The sequence below is a fragment of the Pseudomonas sp. NFACC08-1 genome (assembly GCF_900106735.1).
In the GTDB taxonomy this organism is placed as follows: Bacteria; Pseudomonadota; Gammaproteobacteria; order Pseudomonadales; family Pseudomonadaceae; genus Aquipseudomonas; species Aquipseudomonas fluorescens_Q.
On sequence record NZ_FNNL01000001.1, the window covers coordinates 751,855 to 776,194 of the forward strand.

General features: G+C 61.1%; 18 protein-coding genes, 1 tRNA gene and 1 pseudogene. 7 read left to right on the forward strand and 13 right to left on the reverse strand.

The window, feature by feature from the left end; translation table 11 throughout:
• Window positions 1-63 precede the first annotated feature (63 nt).
• The 3 genes from BLU76_RS03480 to BLU76_RS03490 all read left to right on the forward strand — a co-directional run bounded on the left by BLU76_RS03480 (window position 64) and on the right by BLU76_RS03490 (window position 4,266).
• Window positions 64-1,842: an acyl-CoA dehydrogenase C-terminal domain-containing protein gene (locus BLU76_RS03480; protein ID WP_092221533.1), complete on the forward strand. Its 1,779-nt coding sequence runs from the start codon at window positions 64-66 to the stop codon at window positions 1,840-1,842.
• A gap of 640 nt (window positions 1,843-2,482) precedes the next feature.
• Window positions 2,483-3,898: a group II intron reverse transcriptase/maturase gene (gene ltrA / locus BLU76_RS03485; RefSeq protein ID WP_092221535.1), complete on the forward strand. Its 1,416-nt coding sequence runs from the start codon at window positions 2,483-2,485 to the stop codon at window positions 3,896-3,898.
• 209 nt (window positions 3,899-4,107) lie between these two features.
• Entirely contained in the window at window positions 4,108-4,266 is a 159-nt protein-coding gene (locus BLU76_RS03490; protein ID WP_003177654.1) for a YqaE/Pmp3 family membrane protein, read from the forward strand.
• 126 nt (window positions 4,267-4,392) lie between these two features.
• Here the strand turns inward: BLU76_RS03490 and BLU76_RS03495 are convergent, their stop codons facing one another.
• From BLU76_RS03495 to BLU76_RS03535, 9 genes are all read right to left on the reverse strand, one after another.
• Window positions 4,393-6,222 (reverse strand): S9 family peptidase, encoded by a 1,830-nt coding sequence (locus BLU76_RS03495; RefSeq protein ID WP_092146381.1) that lies wholly within the window; start codon window positions 6,220-6,222, stop codon window positions 4,393-4,395.
• Window positions 6,188-7,357 carry a pyrroloquinoline quinone biosynthesis protein PqqE gene (gene pqqE / locus BLU76_RS03500; protein ID WP_092146383.1) on the reverse strand — a complete coding sequence of 390 codons (1,170 nt, stop codon included), beginning with the start codon at window positions 7,355-7,357 and terminating at the stop codon, window positions 6,188-6,190. Before pqqE ends, BLU76_RS03495 begins: the two co-directional genes overlap by 35 nt.
• Window positions 7,329-7,604: a pyrroloquinoline quinone biosynthesis peptide chaperone PqqD gene (pqqD, locus tag BLU76_RS03505; protein ID WP_063324089.1), complete on the reverse strand. Its 276-nt coding sequence runs from the start codon at window positions 7,602-7,604 to the stop codon at window positions 7,329-7,331. Before pqqD ends, pqqE begins: the two co-directional genes overlap by 29 nt.
• Complete coding sequence (pqqC, locus tag BLU76_RS03510) at window positions 7,601-8,353, reverse strand: pyrroloquinoline-quinone synthase PqqC (protein ID WP_092146385.1); 753 nt, start codon at window positions 8,351-8,353, stop codon at window positions 7,601-7,603. Before pqqC ends, pqqD begins: the two co-directional genes overlap by 4 nt.
• An 11-nt stretch (window positions 8,354-8,364) precedes the next feature.
• The gene (gene pqqB / locus BLU76_RS03515; protein ID WP_092146387.1) at window positions 8,365-9,276 is read right to left on the reverse strand and encodes a pyrroloquinoline quinone biosynthesis protein PqqB; all 912 of its coding nucleotides are present in this window, start codon (window positions 9,274-9,276) and stop codon (window positions 8,365-8,367) included.
• 80 nt (window positions 9,277-9,356) lie between these two features.
• A complete protein-coding gene (gene pqqA / locus BLU76_RS03520) occupies window positions 9,357-9,431 on the reverse strand; it encodes a pyrroloquinoline quinone precursor peptide PqqA (RefSeq protein WP_003177660.1) in 75 nt (24 codons plus the stop codon).
• Between the two features lie 169 nt (window positions 9,432-9,600).
• Window positions 9,601-12,042 (reverse strand): pyrroloquinoline quinone biosynthesis protein PqqF, encoded by a 2,442-nt coding sequence (gene pqqF, locus BLU76_RS03525; protein WP_092221537.1) that lies wholly within the window; start codon window positions 12,040-12,042, stop codon window positions 9,601-9,603.
• Window positions 12,043-12,104: 62 nt separating this feature from the next.
• A complete protein-coding gene (locus BLU76_RS03530; RefSeq protein ID WP_092221539.1) occupies window positions 12,105-12,899 on the reverse strand; it encodes a carbon-nitrogen hydrolase family protein in 795 nt (264 codons plus the stop codon).
• Window positions 12,900-12,911: 12 nt separating this feature from the next.
• Window positions 12,912-14,594: a flavin monoamine oxidase family protein gene (locus tag BLU76_RS03535; RefSeq protein ID WP_092221541.1), complete on the reverse strand. Its 1,683-nt coding sequence runs from the start codon at window positions 14,592-14,594 to the stop codon at window positions 12,912-12,914.
• A 359-nt stretch (window positions 14,595-14,953) separates the two neighbouring features.
• Between BLU76_RS03535 and BLU76_RS03540 the strand changes: the two genes are divergently transcribed.
• Both BLU76_RS03540 and BLU76_RS03545 read left to right on the forward strand, forming a co-directional pair.
• Complete coding sequence (locus BLU76_RS03540) at window positions 14,954-15,319, forward strand: type II toxin-antitoxin system RelE/ParE family toxin (protein ID WP_092221543.1); 366 nt, start codon at window positions 14,954-14,956, stop codon at window positions 15,317-15,319.
• Complete coding sequence (locus tag BLU76_RS03545; protein ID WP_024616743.1) at window positions 15,312-15,626, forward strand: XRE family transcriptional regulator; 315 nt, start codon at window positions 15,312-15,314, stop codon at window positions 15,624-15,626. The genes BLU76_RS03540 and BLU76_RS03545 overlap by 8 nt, the downstream gene beginning before the upstream one ends.
• 121 nt (window positions 15,627-15,747) lie before the next feature.
• Here BLU76_RS03545 and BLU76_RS03550 read toward each other — a convergent pair whose 3' ends face one another.
• Entirely contained in the window at window positions 15,748-16,209 is a 462-nt protein-coding gene (locus BLU76_RS03550; protein ID WP_060743121.1) for an Lrp/AsnC family transcriptional regulator, read from the reverse strand.
• A gap of 35 nt (window positions 16,210-16,244) precedes the next feature.
• Window positions 16,245-18,584 (reverse strand): hypothetical protein, encoded by a 2,340-nt coding sequence (locus BLU76_RS03555; RefSeq protein ID WP_305882105.1) that lies wholly within the window; start codon window positions 18,582-18,584, stop codon window positions 16,245-16,247.
• Between the two features lie 359 nt (window positions 18,585-18,943).
• Between BLU76_RS03555 and BLU76_RS03565 the strand changes: the two genes are divergently transcribed.
• Together BLU76_RS03565 and BLU76_RS03570 are read left to right on the forward strand one after the other, a co-directional pair.
• A complete protein-coding gene (locus tag BLU76_RS03565; RefSeq protein WP_170845954.1) occupies window positions 18,944-19,195 on the forward strand; it encodes a helix-turn-helix transcriptional regulator in 252 nt (83 codons plus the stop codon).
• A pseudogene (locus tag BLU76_RS03570) lies at window positions 19,195-20,392 on the forward strand (type II toxin-antitoxin system HipA family toxin). The gene BLU76_RS03565 and the pseudogene BLU76_RS03570 overlap by 1 nt, the downstream one beginning before the upstream one ends.
• Before the next feature lie 58 nt (window positions 20,393-20,450).
• Here BLU76_RS03570 and BLU76_RS03575 read toward each other — a convergent pair.
• Together BLU76_RS03575 and BLU76_RS03580 are read right to left on the reverse strand one after the other, a co-directional pair.
• A tRNA-Ile gene (locus BLU76_RS03575) sits at window positions 20,451-20,527 on the reverse strand.
• 15 nt (window positions 20,528-20,542) lie between these two features.
• Window positions 20,543-24,286, reverse strand: coding sequence for a bifunctional diguanylate cyclase/phosphodiesterase (locus BLU76_RS03580; protein ID WP_092221548.1), 3,744 nt, complete (start codon window positions 24,284-24,286; stop codon window positions 20,543-20,545).
• Between the last annotated feature and the right edge of the window lie 54 nt (window positions 24,287-24,340).

Below are 24,340 nucleotides of genomic sequence, written 5' to 3' on the forward strand. Positions count from 1 at the left end.
ACTCAAGCCACTGCAAAAAGCGTTTTCTTTCGAACCAACTGTTTAGATCCTGCGAGGTTTGCCATGGCTGACTACAAAGCGCCCCTGCGCGATATGCGCTTCGTCCTCAATGAAGTGTTTGAGGTCGCGAAACTCTGGGCCCAATTGCCGGCGTTGGCCGATGCCGTGGATGCCGAAACGGTCGAAGCGATCCTTGAAGAAGCCGGCAAAGTCACCAGCAAAAGCATCGCGCCCCTCAGCCGCGCCGCTGACGAAGAAGGTTGCCACTGGGCCGACGGCGCCGTCACCACGCCGGCAGGTTTTCCACAGGCCTACAAGACTTACGCTGAAGGCGGTTGGGTCGGTGTCGGCGGTGACCCGGTGTACGGCGGCATGGGCATGCCCAAGGCCGTTTCGGCCCAGGTCGAGGAAATGGTCAACTCCGCCAGCCTGTCCTTTGGCCTGTACCCGATGCTGACCGCCGGCGCCTGCCTGTCGATCAATGCCCACGCCAGTGAAGAACTGAAAGCGGCGTACCTGCCGAACATGTACGCCGGCGTCTGGGCCGGTTCCATGTGCCTGACCGAGCCTCATGCCGGTACGGACCTGGGGATCATCCGCACGAAGGCCGAACCCCAGGCAGACGGTTCCTACAAGGTTAGCGGCACGAAAATTTTCATCACTGGCGGTGAGCACGACCTCACCGAGAACATCATTCACCTGGTGCTGGCGAAACTGCCGGACGCGCCGGCAGGCCCCAAGGGCATCTCGCTGTTCCTGGTGCCCAAGTTCATGGTCAATGCCGACGGCAGCCTGGGCGCGCGCAACGCGGCCAACTGCGGCTCGATCGAACACAAGATGGGCATCCAGGCATCCGCCACCTGCGTGATGAACTTCGACGAAGCCGTGGGTTATCTGGTAGGCGAGCCGAACAAGGGCCTGGCGGCGATGTTCACCATGATGAACTACGAACGTCTGGGCGTCGGTATCCAAGGCCTGGCCTCCGGTGAGCGTTCCTACCAGAACGCCATCGAATATGCCCGTGACCGCCTGCAAAGTCGTTCGCCAACCGGTGCGCAGAACAAGGACAAGGTCGCCGACCCGATCATCGTCCACCCCGACGTGCGTCGGATGCTGCTGACCATGAAAGCCTCGAACGAAGGCGGCCGGGCATTTTCCACCTACGTGGCGATGCAACTGGACACCGCCAAGTTCAGCGAAGATCCAGTCACGCGCAAGCGCGCCGAAGACCTGGTGGCGTTGCTGACACCGGTGGCGAAGGCCTTCCTGACCGACCTGGGCCTGGAAACCACAGTCCATGGTCAACAGGTGTTCGGCGGCCACGGTTACATTCGTGAATGGGGCCAGGAGCAACTGGTGCGCGATGTGCGTATCACCCAGATCTACGAAGGCACCAACGGTATCCAGGCGCTGGACCTGGTGGGGCGCAAGATCGTCGGCAGCGGCGGTGCGTTCTACAAGTTGTTTGCCGATGAAATCCGGCACTTCACTGCCACTGCGAGCAGCGACCTGGCGGAGTTCACCAAGCCGCTGAACGATGCGGTCGGTACGCTGGATGAGCTGACCGAATGGTTGTTGGACCGAGCGAAAAGCAACCCGAACGAAATCGGCGCGGCGTCGGTGGAGTATCTCCAGGCGTTTGGCTACACCGCGTATGCCTACATGTGGGCTCTGATGGCCAGGGCGGCCTTGGGCAAAGAAGGCCAGGATGATTTCTACGCGAGCAAATTGGGCACGGCGCGGTTCTATTTCGCCCGTCTGCTACCGCGTATTCACTCTTTGAGTGCTTCGGTGAAGGCAGGGAGCGAGTCGCTGTTCTTGCTGGAGCCCGGACAGTTCTAAAAACTGACATTGTGTAAGCAAACGCTTACACAATGTGCTGGCGTTTTCCCTCTATCGGCAGGTTGGATCCAAGGCTAATCTACTTCACATGGACGCCGCGCAGGATGCGCAAAAGTAACAACACGGACACGTAGGATTCTGCCAGGAAGGCGGAGTGAAATGGATGTCAGGGAAACAGTCTGCAAAGCCCCGCTTCGGCGGGGTTTTCTTTTGGTGCGCCAGGCATGGCGCGTTGCGCGCAAGCGCAACCAGCTTGGCTGTGGTGGTCACGCTGGTGACTTGGAGGTGAAAGTCCTCTACACACCCGGCAAGGGGAAGTGTTAGCCAGAGGCAAGGGTGTCGCGGGTGACTGCGAATCTGAAGGAAGCCCGAGGCAAAAATGCTGGCCTGACGAACAGGAAGCGGATTAGGCGGTGCAGCGGGGTAAGGTAGCCAAAATTGCCAAAGCCCAATACTTGCACGGAACGCTGTGACGTAGATCCGACAGGCATAAGCAGGAAGGTCGCGCGAATTACCCTGGGAGATCTGCCCGTTTGCCAGTGTGCTACCGAGCGTCGAGAGGCGACGGGATGAACGTGTAGAAGTCAGCCGAAGCCGTAGTAAGTGGCGGTTAACCGCGTCACCAAGGGCCGAACAGGTTGTGCCGCCGGTAGGCGTCAGAGTCTCGTTGAATACCGAAATGCAGAAATTTCTCCCAGAGAAGACTGTGACTCCGAGTCCTGGACAGAATCCGAGGATGACGGCTGACAGCGCACAGGTATCGACGGCGTTTGTGACGTGGACGAACGCGGAGCCGGACACGCTGATGGAGCGAGTGCTTGCACCCGCCAACCTCAGACGTGCGTATCAACGTGTGGTCAGCAACAAGGGCGCACCGGGTGCCGATGGCATGACGGTGGAGCAACTGGCGCACTACACGAAACAGTATTGGCCGATCCTCAAGGCCCGGTTGCTGGCCGGCGAGTACCACCCGCAAGGTGTGCGCGCCGTCGAAATCCCTAAACCCAAAGGTGGAACACGACAGTTGGGTATCCCCTGTGTCGTGGACCGTCTGATCCAACAGGCCCTGCTGCAACAGCTCACGCCGATCTTCGACCCCCTGTTCTCGGACTACAGCTACGGCTTTCGCCCGGGCAGAAGCGCTCATCAAGCCATCGAAACAGCCCGCGCCCACGTGGCGGCGGGTCACCGCTGGTGTGTGGAACTCGACTTGGAGAAGTTCTTCGATCGGGTCAGCCACGATGTATTGATGGCCTACGTCGAGCGTCAAGTCGAAGACAAGCGAGTGCTCAGGCTGATCCGTCGCTATCTCGAGGCTGGGGTCATGTCGGGTGGGATCGTCAGCCGACGACAGGAGGGGACGCCGCAAGGCGGCCCGCTCTCGCCGTTGCTGTCGAACATCCTGCTCAACGAACTCGACCGAGAGTTGGAACGACGGGGCCATCGCTTCGTGCGTTACGCCGATGATGCGAACATTTATGTGCGCAGTCGCCGTGCTGGCGAACGAGTGCTGGCCGGGGTTGAGCGCTTCCTGAGCCTGCGTCTGAAACTAACGCTGAATCGGGAAAAGAGCCGAGTGGCACGGCCGTGGGTCTGTGACTATCTGGGCTATGGGATGAGCCGGCATCGACAACCGAGGTTGAAAGTGGCAACGCTGAGTCTGGATCGCTTACGCGACCGGCTCAGGGAATTATTGCGCGGGGCACGGGGCCAAGAGATGGCGAAGGTCATTGAGCGGATAAGACCGATGCTGCGTGGCTGGGCGGGCTACTTCAAGCTCAGTCAGAGCAAGAAGCCACTTGAGGAGTTGGACGGATGGGTGCGACGTAAGCTTCGGTGTGCCATCTGGCGCCAATGGAAGCAGCCCTCGACGAGGGCGCGCAACTTAATGCGCTTGGGGCTTGGCGAAGCTCGTGCCTGCAAGTCAACGTCGAATGGCCGCGGCCCATGGTGGAACTCGGGGGCGTCGCATATGAATCAGGCGCTGCCGAAGAAACTGTGGAACCAACTCGGACTGGTCTCGATACTGGACACGATCAACGGCTTATCTGCATAACCTGAACCGCCGTATACGGAACCGTACGTACGGTGGTGTGAGAGGACGGCGGATGCAAATCCGCCTCCTACTCGATCCTGCGTTTTTTTGTTCCTGGCAGGCGTCCTCCATCGGGGCTGCTTCTGGTTGCGTTTCACTGAACCCTGGCGAGCGGCCTGGGGTCAATGAGCTATATGGCAATTTGGCCATCGTCGATCAGGGAGTTATCCATGGATTTCATTCGTATCATTATCGCCATCCTGCTGCCGCCATTGGGGGTGTTTCTGCAGGTGGGTTTTGGCGGGGCTTTCTGGCTGAATATCCTGCTGACGCTGCTGGGTTATATCCCTGGCATCGTGCATGCGGTGTACATCATCGCCAAGCGCTGAGGCCATGAGGGATTTATCTGTGGCGAGGGAGCTTGCTCCCGCTGGAGCGCGCAGCGGTCCCAATGTTTTTGCGATTGCTGCGCAATCGAGCGGGAGCAAGCTCCCTCGCCACAATGAGCGCCGTTGTCATAGACCGCAATCGATCACCCTGCGATAAAACAACCACTCATGCTCCAGCGCATGAGCCTGGTTCGCCGCCTTGCGAAAACCGTGGCGTTCATCGTGATAGTAGTGCGCCTCGACCGCCACGCCGTTGGCCTGTAAAGCGTTGACCATGACGCGGGTTTGCTGCGGCACGACCACGGCGTCCAGTTCACCCTGGAAAAAGATCACCGGCACGCGAATGTTCCCGGCGTGCAGCAGCGGGGTACGGGCGCGGTAACGCTCGACGTCTTGTTGCGGATCGCCGATCAGCCAGTCCAGGTAATCACCTTCGAACTTGTGCGTAGCACGGGCCAGGGCGACAGGATCGCTCACGCCATAGAGGCTGGCGCCGGCGCGGAATACATCATGGAATGCCAGGGCGCAGAGCGTCGTGTAGCCACCGGCACTGCCGCCTCGAATGAACGCGCGTCGGCCATCGATCAGGCCTTGTTCGTCCAGATACGCGACCACCGCGCAGGCGTCCTCGACATCCACCACGCCCCAATTCAAATGCAACGCCTGCCGATAGGCCCGGCCATAGCCGCTGCTGCCGCGGTAGTTGAGATCGGCGACGGCAAAGCCACGCTGGGTCCAATACTGGATACGCGGGTCGAACAGGGGATAACAGGCCGAGGTGGGTCCGCCATGAATGAACACCACCAATGGTGGCTTTGCGGGTGCGTTCATGGCCGGGTAGAAGAACCCGTGGGCCTCGCCTGACGCGGATGGATAGCGCAGGGTTCGAGGACGGCTGATCTGTTCGATAGGCAAGGGCGTGACGCCGCCGGCCAGCACGGCCACTTCGTGGCTGTGCCGCTCAATGGCAATGACCGCCGATGGCCGGGTCGGCGAGGCTGCAACGGCGTAGATGAACCGTTCATCCAGCACCAGGCTGCGAAAGCGGGTGTAGGGGCCGGTGAAGTCTTCTTCGACATCGTCACCGTGGCATAGACCCAGGCGCCCGAAACCCGCTTCGGTCCAGCTGGCCAGGTACGTGTGTTCGCCCAGCGGCAGCCAGGTGCAACCACCCAGTTGCCACGGCGCTGGGGCGTGATCGGCTTGGGCGGCAGGCAGCGGTTCCAGGCCCTGGGCCGACTCCACCCAAGGCTGCCAGTAACCCCCGCGATCAGTCAGGCAATAAAGACGACTGGCCGCATCGAAGCGCGGTTGCTGGATGGACTCTTCTTCACCGTTGCCCGCGACACAGCGCGGCGCACCCCAACCCGCGGTGTTGCGCTCGGCCAGCATCAAGCGCGTTGCGGTCCAGGGTTGATGCGGGCGGCTCCATTCAATCCAGGCGAGCCGCTGGCCGTCCGGGCTCACGGTGGGTGACGCGTAGAAATCCGCACCTTCGGCCAGCAGGTGTCGCTGATGATCCACCAGCCCGATCGACACCAGGCGATGCTGGTTGGCCCGTTCTTCCACCGCCAGTACCTGGCCGTCGGCGAAGCTCAGATCCCCATAACGGCAGTCACCCGAGGTCAGCGCTATGGGGCGTTCGTCGTTCAGGGATTGGTGGTACAGCTGCTGGTCGGCCTCATTGACGAACAGCACACCGTAATGGCTCAGGCAGAATGATCCACCGCCGTATTCATAGACCCGGCTGCGCGCGCTGAACCCGTCCGGTGTCAGGCAGCGGGGCATGGCGTCTTGCCAATGCCAGATCCGGCAGGCACCGTCTGCGGGGCGGTATTCATTCCAGAACAGGCCCAAAGGCCCGAGCTGCAGTTCGGCGAAGTCGGTGCCGGCGGCAACGGCCTGGGCGGCGCTGAAAGGCTCAGCCTTTGGCGATGAGGCGCGAGTTTCGTTCATTGCGAAAGGCCAATTGTTCGATGGTTTGCGTGGCGTGCTCGGCGTCTTCACGCGCCTGCAGGATCACCCCGTGATGTTCGGATTTGCTGCACACCGGGTCGGCGTTGCTGGCGTCGCCGGTGAGCATGAACGCCTGGCAGCGGCAGCCGCCGAAGTCCTTTTCTTTTTCATCGCAGGAGCGGCACGGTTCGGGCATCCAGTCATAACCGCGGAAGCGGTTGAAGCCGAATGAGTCGTACCAGATGTGCTGCATGCTGTGGTCGCGCACGTTGGGAAATTGCACCGGCAACTGGCGGGCACCGTGACAGGGCAATGCCGTGCCGTCCGGCGTGACGGTGAGGAAAATGCTGCCCCAGCCGTTCATGCAGCCCTTGGGGCGTTCTTCGTAGTAGTCCGGCGTGACGAAGATCAGCTTGCACGGATTGCCTTGCGCTTCCAGCTTGGCGCGGTATTCGTTGGTGACACGCTCGGCACGCACCAGTTGTTCCCGAGTGGGCAGCAGGCCGACGCGGTTGAGCTGCGCCCAGCCATAGAACTGGCACGTGGCAAGCTCGACGAAGTCGGCCTCCAGAGCGATGCACAGTTCGATGATGCGATCGATCTTGTCGATGTTGTGCCGATGGGTCACGAAGTTCAGCACCATCGGGTAGCCGTGGGCTTTCACCGCCCGGGCCATTTCCAGTTTTTGCGCGAAGGCTTTCTTCGAGCCGGCCAGGAGGTTGTTCACCTGCTCGTCGCTGGCCTGGAAACTGATCTGGATATGGTCGAGGCCGGCCTTCTTGAAGTCGCTGATTTTCTGCTCGGTCAGGCCGATGCCGGAAGTGATCAGGTTGGTATAGAAACCCAGCCGGCGCGCCTCGCCGATCAACTCGGCCAGGTCCTGGCGCACCAACGGCTCGCCGCCGGAAAAGCCCAGCTGCGCGGCGCCCATCTCGCGGGCTTCGCGAAAGACCTTGAACCATTGCTCGGTGCTCAACTCCTGGCCCTGTTCGGCGAAGTCCAGCGGGTTGGAGCAATATGGGCATTGCAGCGGGCAACGGTAGGTCAGCTCGGCCAGCAGCCACAGCGGCAGGCCGACTTCAGGCTTGGGCGGCAGCCCGTTGGTCTCAGACAAGTTCGATCCAGTGCTGTGCACGGGCGACCTCCATGAATTGCTCGATGTCGTCACCGAGTTCCGGCACGTCGGGAAACTGCTTCGCCAACTCGCCGACGATGGCCGCGACATCCCGTTCACCGTCGATCAGCCCGCCGATCAGCGCAGCGCTGTCGTTCAGCTTGATCATGCCTTCAGGATAGAGCAGCACATGGCCTTTCTGTGCCGGTTCGTACTGGAAGCGATAGCCAGGGCGCCAGCGTGGGGTTTGGCTGCGGTTAAAACTCATAAGGTAATTCCTTTGTGCCAAACCCGTTGGTCGGTCACGCTGTGGTAGGGCGGGCGGTTCAATTCATAGGCCATGCTCATGGCGTCGAGCATGCTCCAGAGGATGTCCAGTTTGAACTGGAGAATCTCCAGCATTCGCTCTTGCCCTGCGCGGGTGGTGTAGTGCTGCAAGGTGATCGCCAGGCCATGCTCCACGTCACGCCGGGCCTGGCCCAGGCGGGTGCGGAAGTATTGATAGCCGGCTGGGTCGATCCACGGGTAATGCTGCGGCCAGCTGTCCAGGCGCGACTGGTGGATCTGCGGGGCGAACAGTTCGGTCAGCGAGCTGCTGGCGGCTTCCTGCCAGCAGGCCCGCCGGGCGAAGTTGACGTAGGCGTCCACGGCGAAACGCACACCTGGCAGCACCAATTCCTGGGAGCGCAGTTGATCGGGGTCCAGGCCCACCGCCTGGCCCAGCCGCAGCCAGGCTTCGATACCGCCGTCTTCGCCGGGCGCGCCGTCATGATCGAGCAGGCGCTGGATCCACTCACGGCGGATCTCCCGGTCCGGGCAATTGGCCAGGATTGCGGCATCCTTGAGCGGGATGTTGACCTGATAGTAAAAACGGTTCGCGACCCAGCCCTGGATCTGCTCGCGAGTCGCGCGGCCCTCATACATCGCCACGTGATAGGGGTGATGGATGTGGTAATACGCGCCCTTGGCACGCAGGGCAGCTTCGAACTCGGCGGGGGACAGGGGGGTGTCAGTCATTTCCGTTGCTCCTACAGTTCAATACTCATGCCGTCGTAAGACACTTCGACATTGCGCCGCACCAGCTCGGCCCGTTCGACGGAGTCTTCATCGAGGATCGGGTTGGTGTTGTTGATATGAATAAGGATCTTGCGCTGATTGGGCAGTCGCTCCAGCACTTCCAGCATCCCGCCGGGCCCATTCTGTGCCAGGTGGCCCATTTCCCGGCCAGTGCGGGTGCCGACGCCACGGCGCTGCATTTCATCGTCGTCCCACATCGTACCGTCCACCAGCAGACAATCGCTGCCGGCCATGATCTCCAGCAACGACTCGTCGACCTTGCCCAGGCCCGGGGCATAGAACAGTTTGCCTCCCGTGCGAAGGTCTTCGACGATCAGCCCGATATTGTCGCCCGGGTGCGGGTCGAAGCGGTGCGGTGAATAGGGCGGTGCGGCGCTGCGCAGGGGCAGCGGGGTGAAGCGCAGGTTCGGGCAGGCCGGGATGGTGAACGATTGGTCGAGTTCGATACGGTTCCAGCTCAACCCGCCGTTCCAGTGGGTCAGCATGTTGAACAGCGGAAAGCCTGTGCTCAGGTCTTCATGGACCATGTCGGTGCACCAGACCTGGTGCGGGCACCCTTCGCGCAGGCTGAGCAGGCCGGTGGTGTGGTCGATCTGGCTGTCCATCAGGATGATCGCGCCAATGCCGGTGTCGCGCAGGGCCCGGCCCGGCTGCATCGGGGCGAACGCCTGGAGCTGGGCGCGAATGTCCGGGGAGGCGTTGCACAGCACCCAGTTCACACCGTCATCGGACAGGGCGATGGACGATTGGGTGCGCGCCTGGGCCCGCAGGCTGCCGTCGCGAAAACCTGCGCAATTGGCGCAGTTGCAGTTCCACTGGGGGAAACCGCCACCGGCGGCAGAACCTAGAATCTGGACGAACATGGCTGCTCCATCTGCAAACCGAAATAAAAACGCCTCGGCTGGCCGAGGCGTAGTGCTGCGTGCTTAACCGCCTGCAGCATTCAACGGCTGGCGAAGTACATGGTGACTTCGAAACCGATACGCAGGTCGATATATGCGGGTTTGGACCAGGACATGGGAATACTCCTTTGGTTGGGATGCTTTCGTTAGTTGGAACGGTTGAGACCTATACATATAGTCCACCTCCGCGCGGAGATGTTCAGATGCTTAGGCGGCTATGTTACTAAATCTGACAGATCGTTCGCCGCGATTCTCGAAGAAAGCTCATTACGGCCGCTGCAATGATCACTGCGGCGCTTGCCAGCGCTCTCCCGGACAGGCTCCGTTGCTCAGGCAATACCATCCCCCTTCAGCCTCGATCAGACGTTGGGCGGCTCTTTGTAGCTGCGTGCGATCCAGGTACACGATGGCAGCGGAGAGTTGTTCAAGATAATCCGACGGGTGGCCGGCCAGCTTGCCCTGCCAGAGCAGCTCGGCGGCCTGGGCGCAGGGCAGGGCGGTGCTCTGGAGTTGGGCGGCAAGCGCCTGCTGCTGGCCGGTCAGGGAAACATCATCGAGTTGCTGGAGCAACGTCGGTAACCCGGCCAGGAACTGTTCGATGTGGGCGCTCAGTTGCGTCGCCGAAAGGCTGGGCGATTGGACGCCGAACAATATCCCGGTTTGCCCGTCGATCTGCTTCAACCCACTGAACACCGCATAGCCCAACTGCAACTCGACGCGCAGGCGCTGATAGAACGGCGTCTGACACAGCTGTGCCAGCAATCGCCAGGCGGCTTCGTCGGCCAGCGTCGGGGTGGCTGTCGGGCAAAACAGCAACACGGCCGGTTCTTCGCCGTGAGTCTGGAGCGTATGCCAGAGGCGTTGCCCGCGAGGTGCCGGCGCCAGGCTGGCTTCATCGCCGGCAATGCCCGGCACTCGGGCCAACGCAGGGCCCAACGGCCCTTGGGTGGCCGCCGACAGGCCGATGCACAGCCCGTCCCATCGGGCCGTTGTCCACACGCTTTGGTCGCTGTCGGGCATTGGCAACGCTGACGCTTGGCGGTTGGGGTGGCAGTGATCTGGCAGCGCCTTCAACAGATGCCGAATCGGCATCGGCGGGGGTTCCTGACTGGCCAGGGCCATTGGCAGCGGTTGCGCAAGCTTCGTCAGAACGTGTTCGAGCACCAACGGTATCGGCGCCTGTAAGCCAACCAGTTTCAGTAGCCATTGATTACCGGAGGACTGGAAGCTGACATCCACGCCGGCCTGGCGAGCATCCTCTCGCACATCCTGCAGGTGCCGGTCGAGCCTGGATTGAAAGTCCAGTGGTGTCTGGGTCGTCAGTTGCCAGCGCAGGTACACCGCGCCTTCACGACCGTTGTCTGGCAGCGCCTGGCTGAACTGCATGGGTGAGCGTTCCCGACGCCCCCGGGAGCGGTCCTGGGCGAAGGTTCGCAAGCCGCGGTGGGCGCTGGTCTGGCCGCGTATCAGCCCGGCGCGGGGCGCTTCGCTTGGCGTTTGCAGGAACGGATTGGGTGCGGGCAGTTGCCAGGGTTCCACGACGTTATCGGCGGGGTGCAGTTGCTTGAGGATTTCCCTGAGCCTCACGAGGTCGTTTGCCAACAGCGGCCCGTCACGTCCTTCACCGTCCCAGCGGGCCACCTGCAAGGCCGATCCTGTCTCCTGCCGGCGCTGCAACAGTGCGGTGAACTCCTGGCGCAACGGCGCCCAGTCGTCCTGGGCGGCAAAGAAGCCCAGCCAGTCGTGCAGCAACGGCTGGATTTGCGCCGATGCCGGAGCATTGGCGTGCTTGAATTCGATGTGCAGCAGCGCCTGCCCGGCAAACTCATACAGCGCGGTGGCCTTGAGGCTGTCAGCCAGGCCGCGCTGACGCAACGTGGCGAGCAAGCCGCCCGGTTTGCTGGAGTTCAGCCACATACAGAGAAAGTCCAGGGCTTGAGGCGAGGCGGCCGGTAAATCTTCGAAGGCGAACAGCAGATCAAGGCAACCCTCGCGGGCCTGTTGATAACTTGTCGGGGACGATGCCATCAAACTTGGTGGTGCCGGCCTGGCAAGCGCTTCACCGCCAGGTAGGTGGCTGCCGAACTGTTCAGCCAGCGCTTTCAAGGCGTCGATGCTTTCCGGGCCGGCCAGGCTCAAGGTCATCTGGCCGCTCTGGTAAAAGCGGCGATAGAAGTCGTGCAAGGCGCTTTGGAATTCGCTTTGCGCCACCGCGAGGCTGTCGCGATTGCCGGCATGAAAACCCCGCAGCGGATGGGTCGCCGACAGGCCGTCGTGCAGGGCAAGCTGCCGCTGGGCTGCTGCATCCTGGGACCAGGCGATGAACTCGGCGTGCAGCACTTCTCGTTCGCGCAACTGATCGGCCTCATCCAGGCGTGGGTGAGTGAGCATGTCCCCCAGCCGTTCCAGTCCCTCGGCGAAGGTTGCGGGTGGCAATTCGAAGAAAAAATCCGTGGTGCGTTCGCTGGTGCGTGCATTGACCTGGCCGCCATGGCGCTGCACGTAGGCCATCAGGTTCTCCCCAGCGGGAAAACGCTCGGTGCCGAGGAAGAACAGATGCTCGAGCAAGTGCGCCAATCCCGGCCAGGCCAGGGGCGCGTCATGGCTGCCAGCCGCGACTCTCAGTACTGCAGCGCTGCGCTTGAGGCCTGGGACGTGACGCAGTGTCACCCGCAAGCCGTTGGCCAGGGTTTCAGTGTGGGGGCGGAGGGAGTCGGGGGCCGGCATGAGCGCTTCCAGAACAAAGATGCGCTCATGCTAGCGGATTAGGCCGCGTTCTCAATCCTCAATCAGTGTTTGTGCAGGTCGTCGTAAAGCTCAGGGCGGCGATCGTGCAGGTAGTTGTAGGCCGCGCGGGAGTCGTCCATCAGTTGTCGATCCAGTTCTGCGACGATCAAGGCCTCATCCAGCCCTGCAAGCGCCGGGCGGCGGCCATTCGGCGCGGCGATACTGCTTTGGCCACAATACTGCAATTCACCTTCGTGGCCGCAGTAATTGGCGTACGCCACGAAACACTGGTTCTCGATGGCCCGGGCCCGCACGGTGACGTCGGCGATGAACTCGTAAGGTTGCATGTTGGCGGTCGGCACCAGGATCAGCTCGGCGCCGGCCAGGGCCAGGCGTCGGGCATTTTCCGGAAATTCCAGGTCGTAGCAGACCAGGAGGCCAAGCTTCCAGCCATTGAGCTCCACGATGGGCAATGCGGCGTCGCCGGCGCTGAACATGGCGTGATCGAGGTCGCCGAACAGGTGGCTCTTGCGGTAGTTGGCCAGGCGCTCACCCTGGGCGTCGATCAGTTGCACGGCGTTGTAGATCTGCCCGTCTTCGCCGCGCTCAGGGTAGCCGTAGACAATCGCCAGGCCGGCGGCCTTGGCAATGCGGGCGATCTGTTGCGCCCACTCGCCGTTGTAGACCTCGGCCAATACATTCACCGCGTCGACGCCGATGTTGTAGCCGGTCATGAACATCTCCGGCAGCACCAGCACATCGGCGCCCCTGGCTTCCAGCGCCACCTGGTGCAGGCGGTGCAGGTTGCCGGCCGGATCCAGTGGCAGCGGTGGGCATTGGTAGAGGGCTACGCGCATCGAAAACTCCTTTTATTCGGGCAGGGCGATCGGACCGATCTCGTGGAACACATCACCAGGACCCGGGTTCTCGGCGTGAGTTTCACCGCCGAAGTGCTTCATGATCCCCCACACGGCATTGAGTGAGGTCTGTACCGCGCCTTCGACCCAGGCCGGTGTCCATGAGACGTCATCACCGGCGATAAAGATCCCGCGTTGTTCGGCCGGCATGTCGTCCTGCATGAAATGCGCATACATGCGTTGGTTGTAGCGATAGTGGCCGGGCAGGGCGCCTTTGAACGCACCGAGGAAATGCGGGTCGGCTTCCCAGGACACGGTAATCGGATCGCCGATGATCCGCGCGGCGATGTCCACCTTGGGATAGATTTTCTTCAGGGCATCGAGGGCCAGCTTCACGCGTTTTTCCACCGGGTGCGGGAGCATTTTCAGCGCGTCGCTCATCCAGGAATACGATAGGCAAATCACCCCTGGCTTGTCGTCCCCGTTGTCGAACAGGTAGGTGCCACGGGTAAGGCGGTCGGTCAGGGTCATGCTCATCAGGTCGCGGCCGGTCTCGGGGTCCTGGTCCTTCCAGAATGGCCGGTCGACCATCACGAAGGTCTTCGACGATTGCATGTAGCGGGTGCGGTCCAGGGCCATCCACATTTTTTGCGAGAACAGCGCTTCTTCGCATTCGATCTGGGTGGTCAGCAGCCAACTCTGGCAGGTGACCAGCACAGCGGCGTACTCGCGGGTGTTGTCCCAGACGTCGGTCACGCTGAATCGGCCATCAGCCGCACGGGCAATGCGCTTCACACCGCTGCGTGGGGCACCCAGGTGCAGCGAATTCAGGCTGGTCCCTTGCGGCCAGTGCGCGCAGCGTTCCGGCACGTGGTTCCAGATGCCGTGGGGCACCTGCTCGACGCCGCCGACCACCAGGTGCTGGTGGTCGTCGCAGTTGGTCATCACGACCCGGAAGATTTCCAGCATCGAATTGGGGAAGTCCGAATCCCAGCCGCCGGTGCCGAAACCGACCTGGCCGAACACTTCGCGGTGCTGGAAAGAGAGCTTGGCGAAGGCCTTGGAGGTGGCGACGAAGTCGTAGAAGGTGCGGTCGTCCCACAGTGGCACCAAGGTGTTCCACAGCGCCTTGAGGCGTGGCACGTCGCGGTCGCGGATCGCCTGCTGGATGTCGCCGAAGCGCGAGCCATCCTCCAGCGCATCGGCCCAGGCGTCGGCGACTTCCTGGAACAGTGCGGGAAGGTCCGCCAGTTTCTGTGCGTAGTAGGTCTGGCCTTCCAGGTCGATGACCGTGCTGCCGGACGCGGGGGTCAGCGGGTTGGGGAATGGTTTGGTCTCCAGGCCCAGCTTGTCGACGTAATGGTAGAACGCGGTGGAGGACACCGGAAAACGCATGCCGCCCAGCTCGGCGATCACCCCTTCGGCACCATTGAACGCTTGTGAGCGCAGGCGCCCACCCATCTTCGACGCCTCGTAGACCACGGGTTTGAGACCCAGCTTCATCAGCTCGTACGCCGCCACCAGGCCGGCGATCCCGGCCCCGACAATCGCCACTTCGGTACCGTGGTTGTGGGCGGGTATGCTGCCCAGGCCAGCCGGATGCTCGATCCAGTCGTCAAAGGCGAAAGGAAAGTCCGGCCCGAAAATGGTGATGGGCTTCTTACCGTCTGCTGGGTGGCGATTGTTCTTGTTCATGGCTGACCTTGATGGGCGACTCGACGCGGTGTTCGCGTCTGAGTATAGGAAAGATGCCAGCCATTCTAGGGAGGGTGGAACACGTTAATAAGACACAATATGTCGTCGTTTTGAGCATATGGCAGTCATTTTGATCTGTTCATAAATCATAATGACGAAATCTGTCCACTGTGGGGGCGAGCTTGCTCGCGATAGCGGTGCGTCAGTCCATGAAGGTGCTGAGTGAATTAACGCCATCGCGAGCTCGCTCCCACAGAAACGCGCCCTAACAATTGTCTGCGCGATCAACAGCAACAGATACCCGCCGAAACTCCTATGGTTATTCCCTTGAGGTTATATATCCTGGGTGGCATATTTGTATGAAATGGGACGTTGAATACACTGACGAATTTGAGTTGTGGTGGGACCGTCTCAGTGAGTCAGAGCAGGACTCGGTACAGGTTTCGGTGATGCTGCTCGGCGATACCGGGCCGTATCTGGGCTTTCCTCACACCAGTGATATCAAAGGTTCGCGTCATGGCAACCTTCGTGAGTTACGGGTGCAACATGCAGGTAGGCCTTATCGTGTGCTCTATGCGTTTGATCCACGACGCTGCGCCATCCTGCTGATCGGGGGAGACAAGACCGGCCAGGACCGTTGGTATCAGCAATATGTGCCTTTGGCCGAACGCCTCTATGACGAGCATTTGGAAGTATTGGAGAGAGAGGGCATTGACCATGGCTAAGAAATTTTCCGATTTGATGGCGCGTCGTTCGCCTGACTCCCAGGCGCGTGCACAGGCTCTGTATCAGCAGTTGCGTGCAGAAATGCCGTTGCACGAGTTGCGTCAGGCACAGGAGTTGAGCCAGGAGGCCTTGGCCAAGGCACTGCATATCAACCAGGCGGCAGTCTCGAAAATGGAGCGCCGTACAGACATGTACATCAGCACATTGCGCAACTACATCCGGGCCATGGGGGGGGAATTGGAGATTATCGCGACCTTCCCGGAGGGGCAGGTCAGGATCGAAAATTTCTCCCATCCAACACCGTAACTTACGTTGTTCCCAGTGGGAGCGAGCCTGCTCGCGATAGCGTCGGTTCAGTCAGCGCTTTCATGGACTGACAGACCGCCATTGCAAGCAAGCTCGCTCCCACAGGTCAAGTACGCAGGGCTTAGACTGGCTGGCCTCGATCGATCTTGCTGCTGAGGATGATCGAGGTGGTGGTCTTTTCCACGCCGTCCACGCTGCCGATCTGGTCCAGCAACTGGTCCAGCTGTTCCGGCGAGTCCGTGCGCAACCAGGCGACATAGTCGAACTCACCGCTGACCGCGCACAGTTGCTGTACCTGGGCCATGGCGCTCAAGCGTCGCAGCACGTCCTTGCCGGAACGCGGCTGGACCTTGATGCCGACGTAAGCCTGCAAGCCGCCGTCAATCACCCGTTGGCCCAGGCGCACGCCATATCCGGTAATCACCTTGGTCTTTTCCAGGCGCGCCAAGCGTGAAGTTACGGTTGTCCGGGCGATACCCAGCTGCCGGGCCAGCATGGCGACGCTTTCCCGGGCATTGATTTGCAGGGCCGCGATCAGTTGGCGGTCGATTTCGTCGAGGACGGGAGGGCGGGTGTCAGGCAAGGTGGGCTCCGGCGGGGGCATCGGTGGCGAGCATGTTACAGGCTCTCGCGTTCGAAATAGCCAATGGCGGGTAAGGTCAGCGCTCGCCAGGCAGGGGCCAGGTGTACTTGCGAAGACCTGAGCCAGAAACCGTCCTGGCACACCAGCTGTTCAGCGGGCGCTTGCAGCAAAAGGGTCAAAGGCAATGACTGTACCGAACCTGGGTCGTCATTGTCCTCTGCTTCCCAATCGCGCTCGAAACACCGTACATGCAGCTGTTCGTCGTCGAAGCTTTCAAACAGCGGCCGATTGCCCAGCCACTGCGGATGCACCCGCAACGTGTGTTCCTGGACATCCAGGAGCAGCAATTGCCAGCCTCGATAACTGCCACACTGTTCTGTCACATCGGTTGCCATGCAGGTCAGGGCCAGGTAACGGCTATCCGTCGACCAGATCATCGACGGTGCCAGATCAACCAACGCGCAGCCTGAGGCTGTCAGCAAATGGCCTCCGAGCCGGGGCGCCTGTGCACGCACCCAACTGTCGGCATATTCCGTTTCGCTGCCGAACAGCCAGGCGGCATCCTGATGGTCGGGGGCAGGCTGGATGAAGTCACCGTCGGCGTTGGCCACTTGCGGACAATCCACCAGGCGCCAAGGGGCAACGCTGTGCAGGTGTGTATCGCTCACCTGCAGCTCCACGGTGTTGTAGAACAGCCGGGATTGTTCGTCGGATTGAAAGAACGAAGGGACGCTATCGCTCTGCGGCGCGGGGATGTTGAAGCGTTGCAGTGCGCTGCTCTCCAGGTCTTGATCAAGACGTCCGGCAACCACTGCCAGGCTCAGCCGGCCGGCGCGGAAATCGAGCAGGCGGGCGACCCACATCGCGGGCCCCTGCAGCAGCTGTCGTTCCTTCAGATCGGCGACCACCCCGTGGGTTGCGACCGTCGTGGCACCGTCGAAGGGCAGCAGGGCCAGGTAACGCCCGCAATCGGAGACCCGATGATCCAACAACCAGCGGCCAGGTAATTGCCAGTCGCCGATCTGACAGCGATAACCGCCCAGCCCATCGGGATTATCGCCAAGCCAGGTCAACCGCGCGCGCACCCCGTCCTGCATCGGCTGCGTCTCGATGTACGAGTCACCGCGCTGGCCTTGGCTGTCCAACGGCATGGCGATGGTCATGCGGGTCAGCGCAAATTCGCCAACCTGCACGCGACCTTGGGCGTCGTGACCGATCTGGGTCTCGGTATCGCCGTGGATGCTGTCCAAGCGGTAGCCATAACGCCCGGAGCCCGGTCGCGGATAGTCAAGGTACGAGCCGATCTGCACATGGCTTGCGTCGAGACCCAGCAACTCGTGCCAATAGAAGGACGGTTCTGTTTCGCTCTTCACCCAAGGCGAGGGCAGGGCGCGCCAGCCCAGGTCCAGCTGCCACAGCCAATACTGGTCGCCGTCTGCATGAGGGGTTTGTTCCTGGGCCAGACACACCAGGGCGCGTTGATCGCTGCTCCATACCAACGGCGCATCGGCCGCCATCAACAGGCCGGCCGGTTGCCCGTTGACGCTGATGGCGTAGCGCGGTGAAGCCAGCGGTTCCAGCGGCTGGGCCAGGTCGCGAAATGTCGCGGGCAAGGCAATCTCGCCCCACAGGCAGTGCTGGCCGTCTGCGGAACGCCGCTCGAAGGTAGGTTGAACCTGCTCAGGATGCCACTCGGAGTCCAGCCATAGATCGGCGAAGGGGACCAATTGGGTAACGCTGGCCGTCTGGAACAGCTCATCCAGTCGGATTTCGCGAACGCTGTCGTCCACAAGCGGGCTATGGCGCCCGCTCAACACGCCGAGATCAAAAGCGTCCAACTCCCAGAGTTCGCTGTCGGCACAGCGGTACACCTGGCGCTGTTGACGGTCGAGGACGACCAGCCCCCAGTTCTGCCGGGACGGTACGGTTGCCGCAAAGTAGCGCCCGTCGCGGGAGAACATTGACGAAGAGCCAAGGCCTTGCAGGAGCACGCCGTCGGGGAACAGATAGTCACAATAAGTGGGGCCACCCATGGCGATTTCACTGTGGTTGAACACTCGGATCGGCTCGCCTTCAGGCGTCAATTGCGGCTCGCTTCCACCCCAAGCACTGGCGCCTTTGCCGGAAACGGACGTCAAACCCAGGCGCCGCTCCCAGGCACTGACACACGCCAGCCCGCCGCCGATGCTGGCGATGGCCGCCAGGATGCCCCACCACTCAGGCAAGGCCCGACCCACACTGAAACCCAGGCCGAACACGGCGCCGACGATCAACCTGCCACAGACTCGCCCGGCCGACAGAAAACCGAATCGTGCGGCAAACCCCATCAGCAGGCCGAAGAACAACACCGCCAGCAAAGCCAATGGGGGAGGCAATATCGTGACGAAAAAAGCCGGCACCAGCAGGATGCCGAGTTGCCAGAACAGTTCAAGAAACAGTCGGGAGAGGCTGGGGCTGGCGATGATGGAGATCTCGCTTGAGGAGGTTGAACGGGCCTCGCCCGTCGTTAATTCCCCAGAGTATTACTTCCAGGTGAGTCGAGGAACAAGGAAAGGGGGCGGCGAGTTGCCAAAGTTGCTATCGCGGTCAAGCAACGGAGAGCTTTTGAAGTCGATTCGGGGGACGGATGTTCCGGTGAAAGGTGAGCACGTTAACTTCGAGGGCATATCTGCTTTGATTTTTTGGGAAGTTAGGTATACGTTACATTTAATCTTATTTGTCTTGTATACATAACATGGATTATTCCCTCATCCTCATGCGTCTGGGCGAGCAGGTTCGCAAGCGCCGCCGCAATCGCGGCCTGACCCAGGCCAATCTCGCTACCTTGGCAGGTGTCACTCGGCAGAAGGTCATTGCCATCGAAAAGGGTGACCCGTCGGTGGGGATGCTTGCCTATGCACGAGTCCTGGGGGCCCTGGATTGTGAGTTCGCCGTGGTACCGGCTGCGATGCCTACGCTTGAGGAAATCCAGGGAGTGTTCGACTGATGACGACCTTGCTACGGGTAGCAACACCTGAAGGTGATAGTGGGAGGATCCTCTCCAGCACTGGAGACTACCTGTTTCGTTATCGCGAAGATGCTGATGCACAGGCGGCAATCAGTTTATTGATGCCTGTGCGTCTGGATGAATACCGTCATCGAGAGCTGCACCCGATCTTCCAGATGAATCTGCCCGAAGGTTACGTCTTGGAGCAGCTACGCAACCGTCTGGCCAAGGTGACGAACGTCGACCCCATGCTGCTGCTTGCACTGTCTGGCAGTAGCTCGCCTATCGGGCGGGTGGAGGTGAGTTCACCGGAGGTCGATGCGCTTCTACTACGCCAACAATTTCCTGGAGAACGGCTGGAGGAAATCCTGGCCTGGGATGGTGCGCAGGACATTTTTGCCGACTTGGTGGATCGTTACATTCTGCGTGCCGGGATATCGGGCGTGCAGCCCAAGGTGCTCGTTCCAGAGCGTCAGGATGGTGCTGCGCAACGGTTTACCTCGAAAACCTCCGACCTGATTATCAAGAGCGGCCGGGACGAACTTCCGGGGCTGGCGATCAATGAGTTCCTCTGCATGTCTGTAGCCAGGGAGGCCGGGATCAAGGTGCCGGAGTTCTACCTTTCCGATAATTCCAAGCTGTTCGTTATGCGTCGCTTCGATCGAGACGAGCAGCTCAACCCCATCGGCTTCGAGGACATGGCCGCATTGATGGGGCTTGCTGCGGGGCAAAAGTACAGCAAGAGCTATTCAGCCATTGCCAAAGCCATCCGTCTGTTCTGCCCGTCTGAGCAAGTGCAGGACTCCCTGGCCCATTTATTTGCCATCGTGGCCTTGAGTTGCATCGTCGGCAATGGTGACGCCCATCTGAAGAACTTCGGGCTGCTCTATTCCGACCCTACCCAGCGCGACGCGCGGTTGGCGCCTGCCTACGACATCGTCAACACCACGGCCTATATTCCAAGAGATGTATTGGCCCTTGATCTGGTCGGCAACAAGTCGCTATTTGCCTCGCGACAGGGCCTGTTGGACTTCGCTCGGGTATGTGATGTTGTCCGGCCAGAAGAAGGTAATCCGCAAACAGTTGCAAGCACTGGAACAAGTGCTGGCCCGCTCGACTGAACTTTGTGAACAGGCACCGAATGTGGTCGCAGCCATCAGGCAGTGTGCTGAGCCATTTATGAAGACCTTCGCCTAGGGCGCAAGAGTCAACAGGCTCAAGAACGCAAAAGCCGCGCAATGCGCGGCTTTTTGTATGGTGGGCCCACACGGACTCGAACCGTGGACCAAAGGATTATGAGTCCTCTGCTCTAACCAACTGAGCTATAGGCCCTCAGTAGGCCGCGGATTATAACGACGGTTTCTCGGCTGTGCTATCCGAAAAATCCGATACGCTCACACGAAGAAAGGTTGCGGCGAACTCATCGGCGCACAGGGGCAGGCTGACGATGTAGCCCTGGATCTGTTCGCAACCTTCCTCGGTCAGGAATTGCTGCTGGGCCAGGGTTTCGACGCCCTCGGCGATGATGGTGAATTGCATGCTGCGGCCCAGGGCGATGATTGCCCGTACGATGGCTGCGTCGTGGGGGTCGTCGGGCAGGCCGCGGACGAAGGATTGGTCGATCTTGAGAATGTCCAGTGGCAGGCGCTTGAGGTAGCTCAGGGAGGAATAGCCCGTGCCGAAGTCGTCGATGGCCAATTGCACGCCGAGTTTTTTCAGCTGGTGCAGCACTGTCAGGGCCTCTTCAGCCTGGCTCATGATGAAGTTTTCGGTAATTTCCAGTTGCAATAAGCCGGGTTCGAGCTGGTGCTCTCGCAGCAGTTGTTCGATACGCCCCAGTAGATTGGGTTGACGCAGCTGGGCTCCGGCCAGATTGACCGAAAGAGGGCCGAGGCTGTCGTAGGCGTCATTCCATTCACACAACTGCCGGCAGGCGCGCTCCAGCACCCAGTCGCCGATTTGCAGGATCATGCCGTTTTCTTCCGCCAGGGGGATGAAGTGTTCCGGCGGCACGTCGCCAAACGTGGGATGCGTCCAGCGGATCAATGCTTCGGCACCTACCAGGTGGTTGTCGACGAGGCTGATTTTGGGTTGGAAGGACAATGACAACTCGTTGCGTTCAATCGCCCGCCGTAGCTCATGCTCCAAGGCCACTCGCTCGCTGGCCTGGGCGGTGAGGTCGCGGGTATAGCTTTCCACCCGGTTGCGTCCCTTGGCCTTGGAACGGTACATCGCCGCGTCGGCATTCTTCACCAGCGTGGCGACGTCGCAGCCGTCCTGCGGGTAGAGGCTGGTACCGATGCTGGCACTGATGAAGAACTCGTGCTCGCCGGCCTGGAACGGAGCGGCAAAGCAGTTCAACAGTTTTTGGGCGATGTGCTCGGCATCGCTGGGCTGTTGCAGGCCCGGCAGCAGGATAATGAACTCGTCGCCGCCCAAGCGCGCCACGGTGTCGATGTCGCGCAACTGCTCGCGCAAGCGCACGGCAATGCCCTTGAGCAACAGGTCGCCGACCGGGTGCCCGAGGCTGTCATTGATGTGCTTGAAGCGGTCCAGGTCCAGGAATAGCACGGCGCCCTGGCTACCGTTTTCCTGCTGGCCATTGAGAGCTGCCAGCAAGCGGCTTTCGAACAGCGTGCGATTCGGCAGGCCTGTCAGCGGGTCGTGGTGGGCCTGGTAGTCGAGGCGGGCCTGGGCGTGTTTGAGGCTGGAGATATCGGCGAAGACCGCGACGAAATGGGTGATCTGTCGGTCCCGATTGCGCACCGCGCTGATGGTCAGCCAACTGGGGTACAGCTCGCCGTTCTTGCGTCGGTTGGAGATCTCTCCTTGCCAGTGCCCTTCGGCCGTCAACTGATGCCACATCGCGGCGTAAAACGCGCTGTCGTGCAGGCCGGAAGCCAACAACCGGGGCGTATGGCCCAAGGCTTCGGTTTCGCTGTAGCCGGTGATTTCGGTGAAGGCTCGGTTTACCGCGCTGATGTGCTGTTGCGTATCGGTGATCAGCACGCCTTCGGCAGTGCTTTCGAACACGGTGGCGGCCTGTTGCAGTTTCTCCTGCATGAGATGGCGTTCGGTGATGTCCCGGGCGATGGTCAGCATGCAGTTTTCGTTGCCGATGGGCAGCGGGCGACTGGAGACTTCGCAGAGCCGGATCTGCCCGTCGTTGCGACGGATGTGGCAGCTGAAGTCCCTGACGAAGCCGTCCCGCTTCAGCAGGTCGAGCATCTGCTTTCGCTCGTTGAGGTTGACCCAGATGCCCAGGTCCAGGGTAGAGCGGTCCACCGACAGGGCACTGTTGAAACCGGTAATGCGACTGAAGCCTTCGTTGACTTCGATCAGCAGGCCATCGCTTTGCCGGGACAACAGCAGGCCATCGGGCGAGGCGTGGAACGCCTTGGCAAACTTCTCTTCGGATGTCTGCAATTGCTGCTGGGTTTCCTTGAGCTGGCTGATGTCCCGCACCACCACGACCAGGGCTGGCGTCGTGTCGAGGTCGAAGGGCTCGGCGGAGATCAGCCCGGTGAACACCTGGCCATTGCTACGGCGGAAGGGCATTTCCAGGTTGCGAATGCTACCGGCCTGCAAGCGCTGCAACAGGCCCGGCCCCACGCCCTGGATGCCCCAGATATTCAGTTCGGTTGCGCTGTGTCCCACCACCTCGGCGGCGCTCAGGCCGATCTGCTCTTCGAAGGCCTTGTTGACCTCCAGCAGGCAACCGTCCAACAACCGTGCAATCACCAGGATGTCCGGGCACTGGCGGAACACCGAGGCAAATTTCTGCTCCGAAAGGCGCAGGGCTTCCTCGGTGCGCTTGGCTTCGCTGATGTCGATCATTAGCCCACGCATCACCGGTTCGTGCCCGTGTTCGATCAGGCTGACAATATCGCGCACCCACAGGCAACGGCCATCGGCAGTGATCACACGATAATCGATGCAGTGGTCGCGACCCGCCAGCACTTCATGATCGCAATAGGTCTGGGCACGGATCAGGTCGGCGGGATGAATGATGTTGCGCCAGAAGCCCGGTATCAGCCAATGGGAAAGGGGATAGCCCAGCAAGTCTTCGGCGTGGGGCGAAACGTAGCTGTAAGTGAAGTCGCTGACCCTTGCCTCCCAGGCGATGGCCGACAGGCTCTCCACCAGCCCACGGTAATGGTATTCACTGCTGCGCAGCTCCTGTTCCAGCTCGACCCGCCGGGCGATTTCCGAGCTGAGTCGGCGGTTGATGCGAATCACCACAGCCAGTATGCCGACCAGGAGCAGCAACGCAGGCAGGCCGTAAAGCAGCAAGTCTGACCAGAGCTGGCGGTAGTCGTGCACATTGCCGACCCACTTCTGCTGGATCTCGGCAACTTCGGCGGGGCTCATGTCCGCCATGACCTTGTCCAGGATGCCCACCAATATCTTGTTGTCTCGAGGGACGGCCATTGCCAACTGATAGCGATACGGCGTTTCCCCGCTGACATAAAGGCCTTCGAGCTTGAGTTGACGCAGGCTCCAGACGCTGGAGGCCAGATCGCCCACTACCGCGTCCACCTCGTCGATCGCCAGGGCTTGCAGGGCTGAACTGACGTTGGGCAGCGCCACGAGGTTCAGGTCGGGGTGGTGGTTGCGCAGCAATTCATGGGGGGCATAGTTCTCCACCACGGCTATTTTCAGCCCGTACAGTTCCTTGAGGTTGTGCGGCTGGGCGCCACCGCGGTGGGCCAGGATGACGATGGGGAAATCCAGGTAAGGGCGGGTAAATGCCAGGTAGTTCTGACGCTCCGGTGTGGACATGATGCCCGGCAAAAGGTCTATCTTGCCCTGTGCGACCTGCTCCAGCACGGCGGTCCAACTGACCGGCTCGATGGGTGTGAGCTTGATGGCCAGCCGCTCACGAATAATGTCGACGTAGTCGGCGGCCAAGCCCTGATAGCGGCCCTGGTCGTCACGAAACTCAAACGGCGGCCATGAGGCATCGACACCCAGGCGCAGGTCGGGGTGGTCCTTGAGCCAGCGGAGCTCCTCGTCGGTGAGCGTCAACGCGCCAGCTGTTGCGGTCCAGGTCATCAATGACAGCAAAAGCGCGGCCGTCAGTCTGGGCATCACTGTCTCGTCATGGCTTGGTGAGGATGATTCGAGTGTAGACGGGCAACAGGG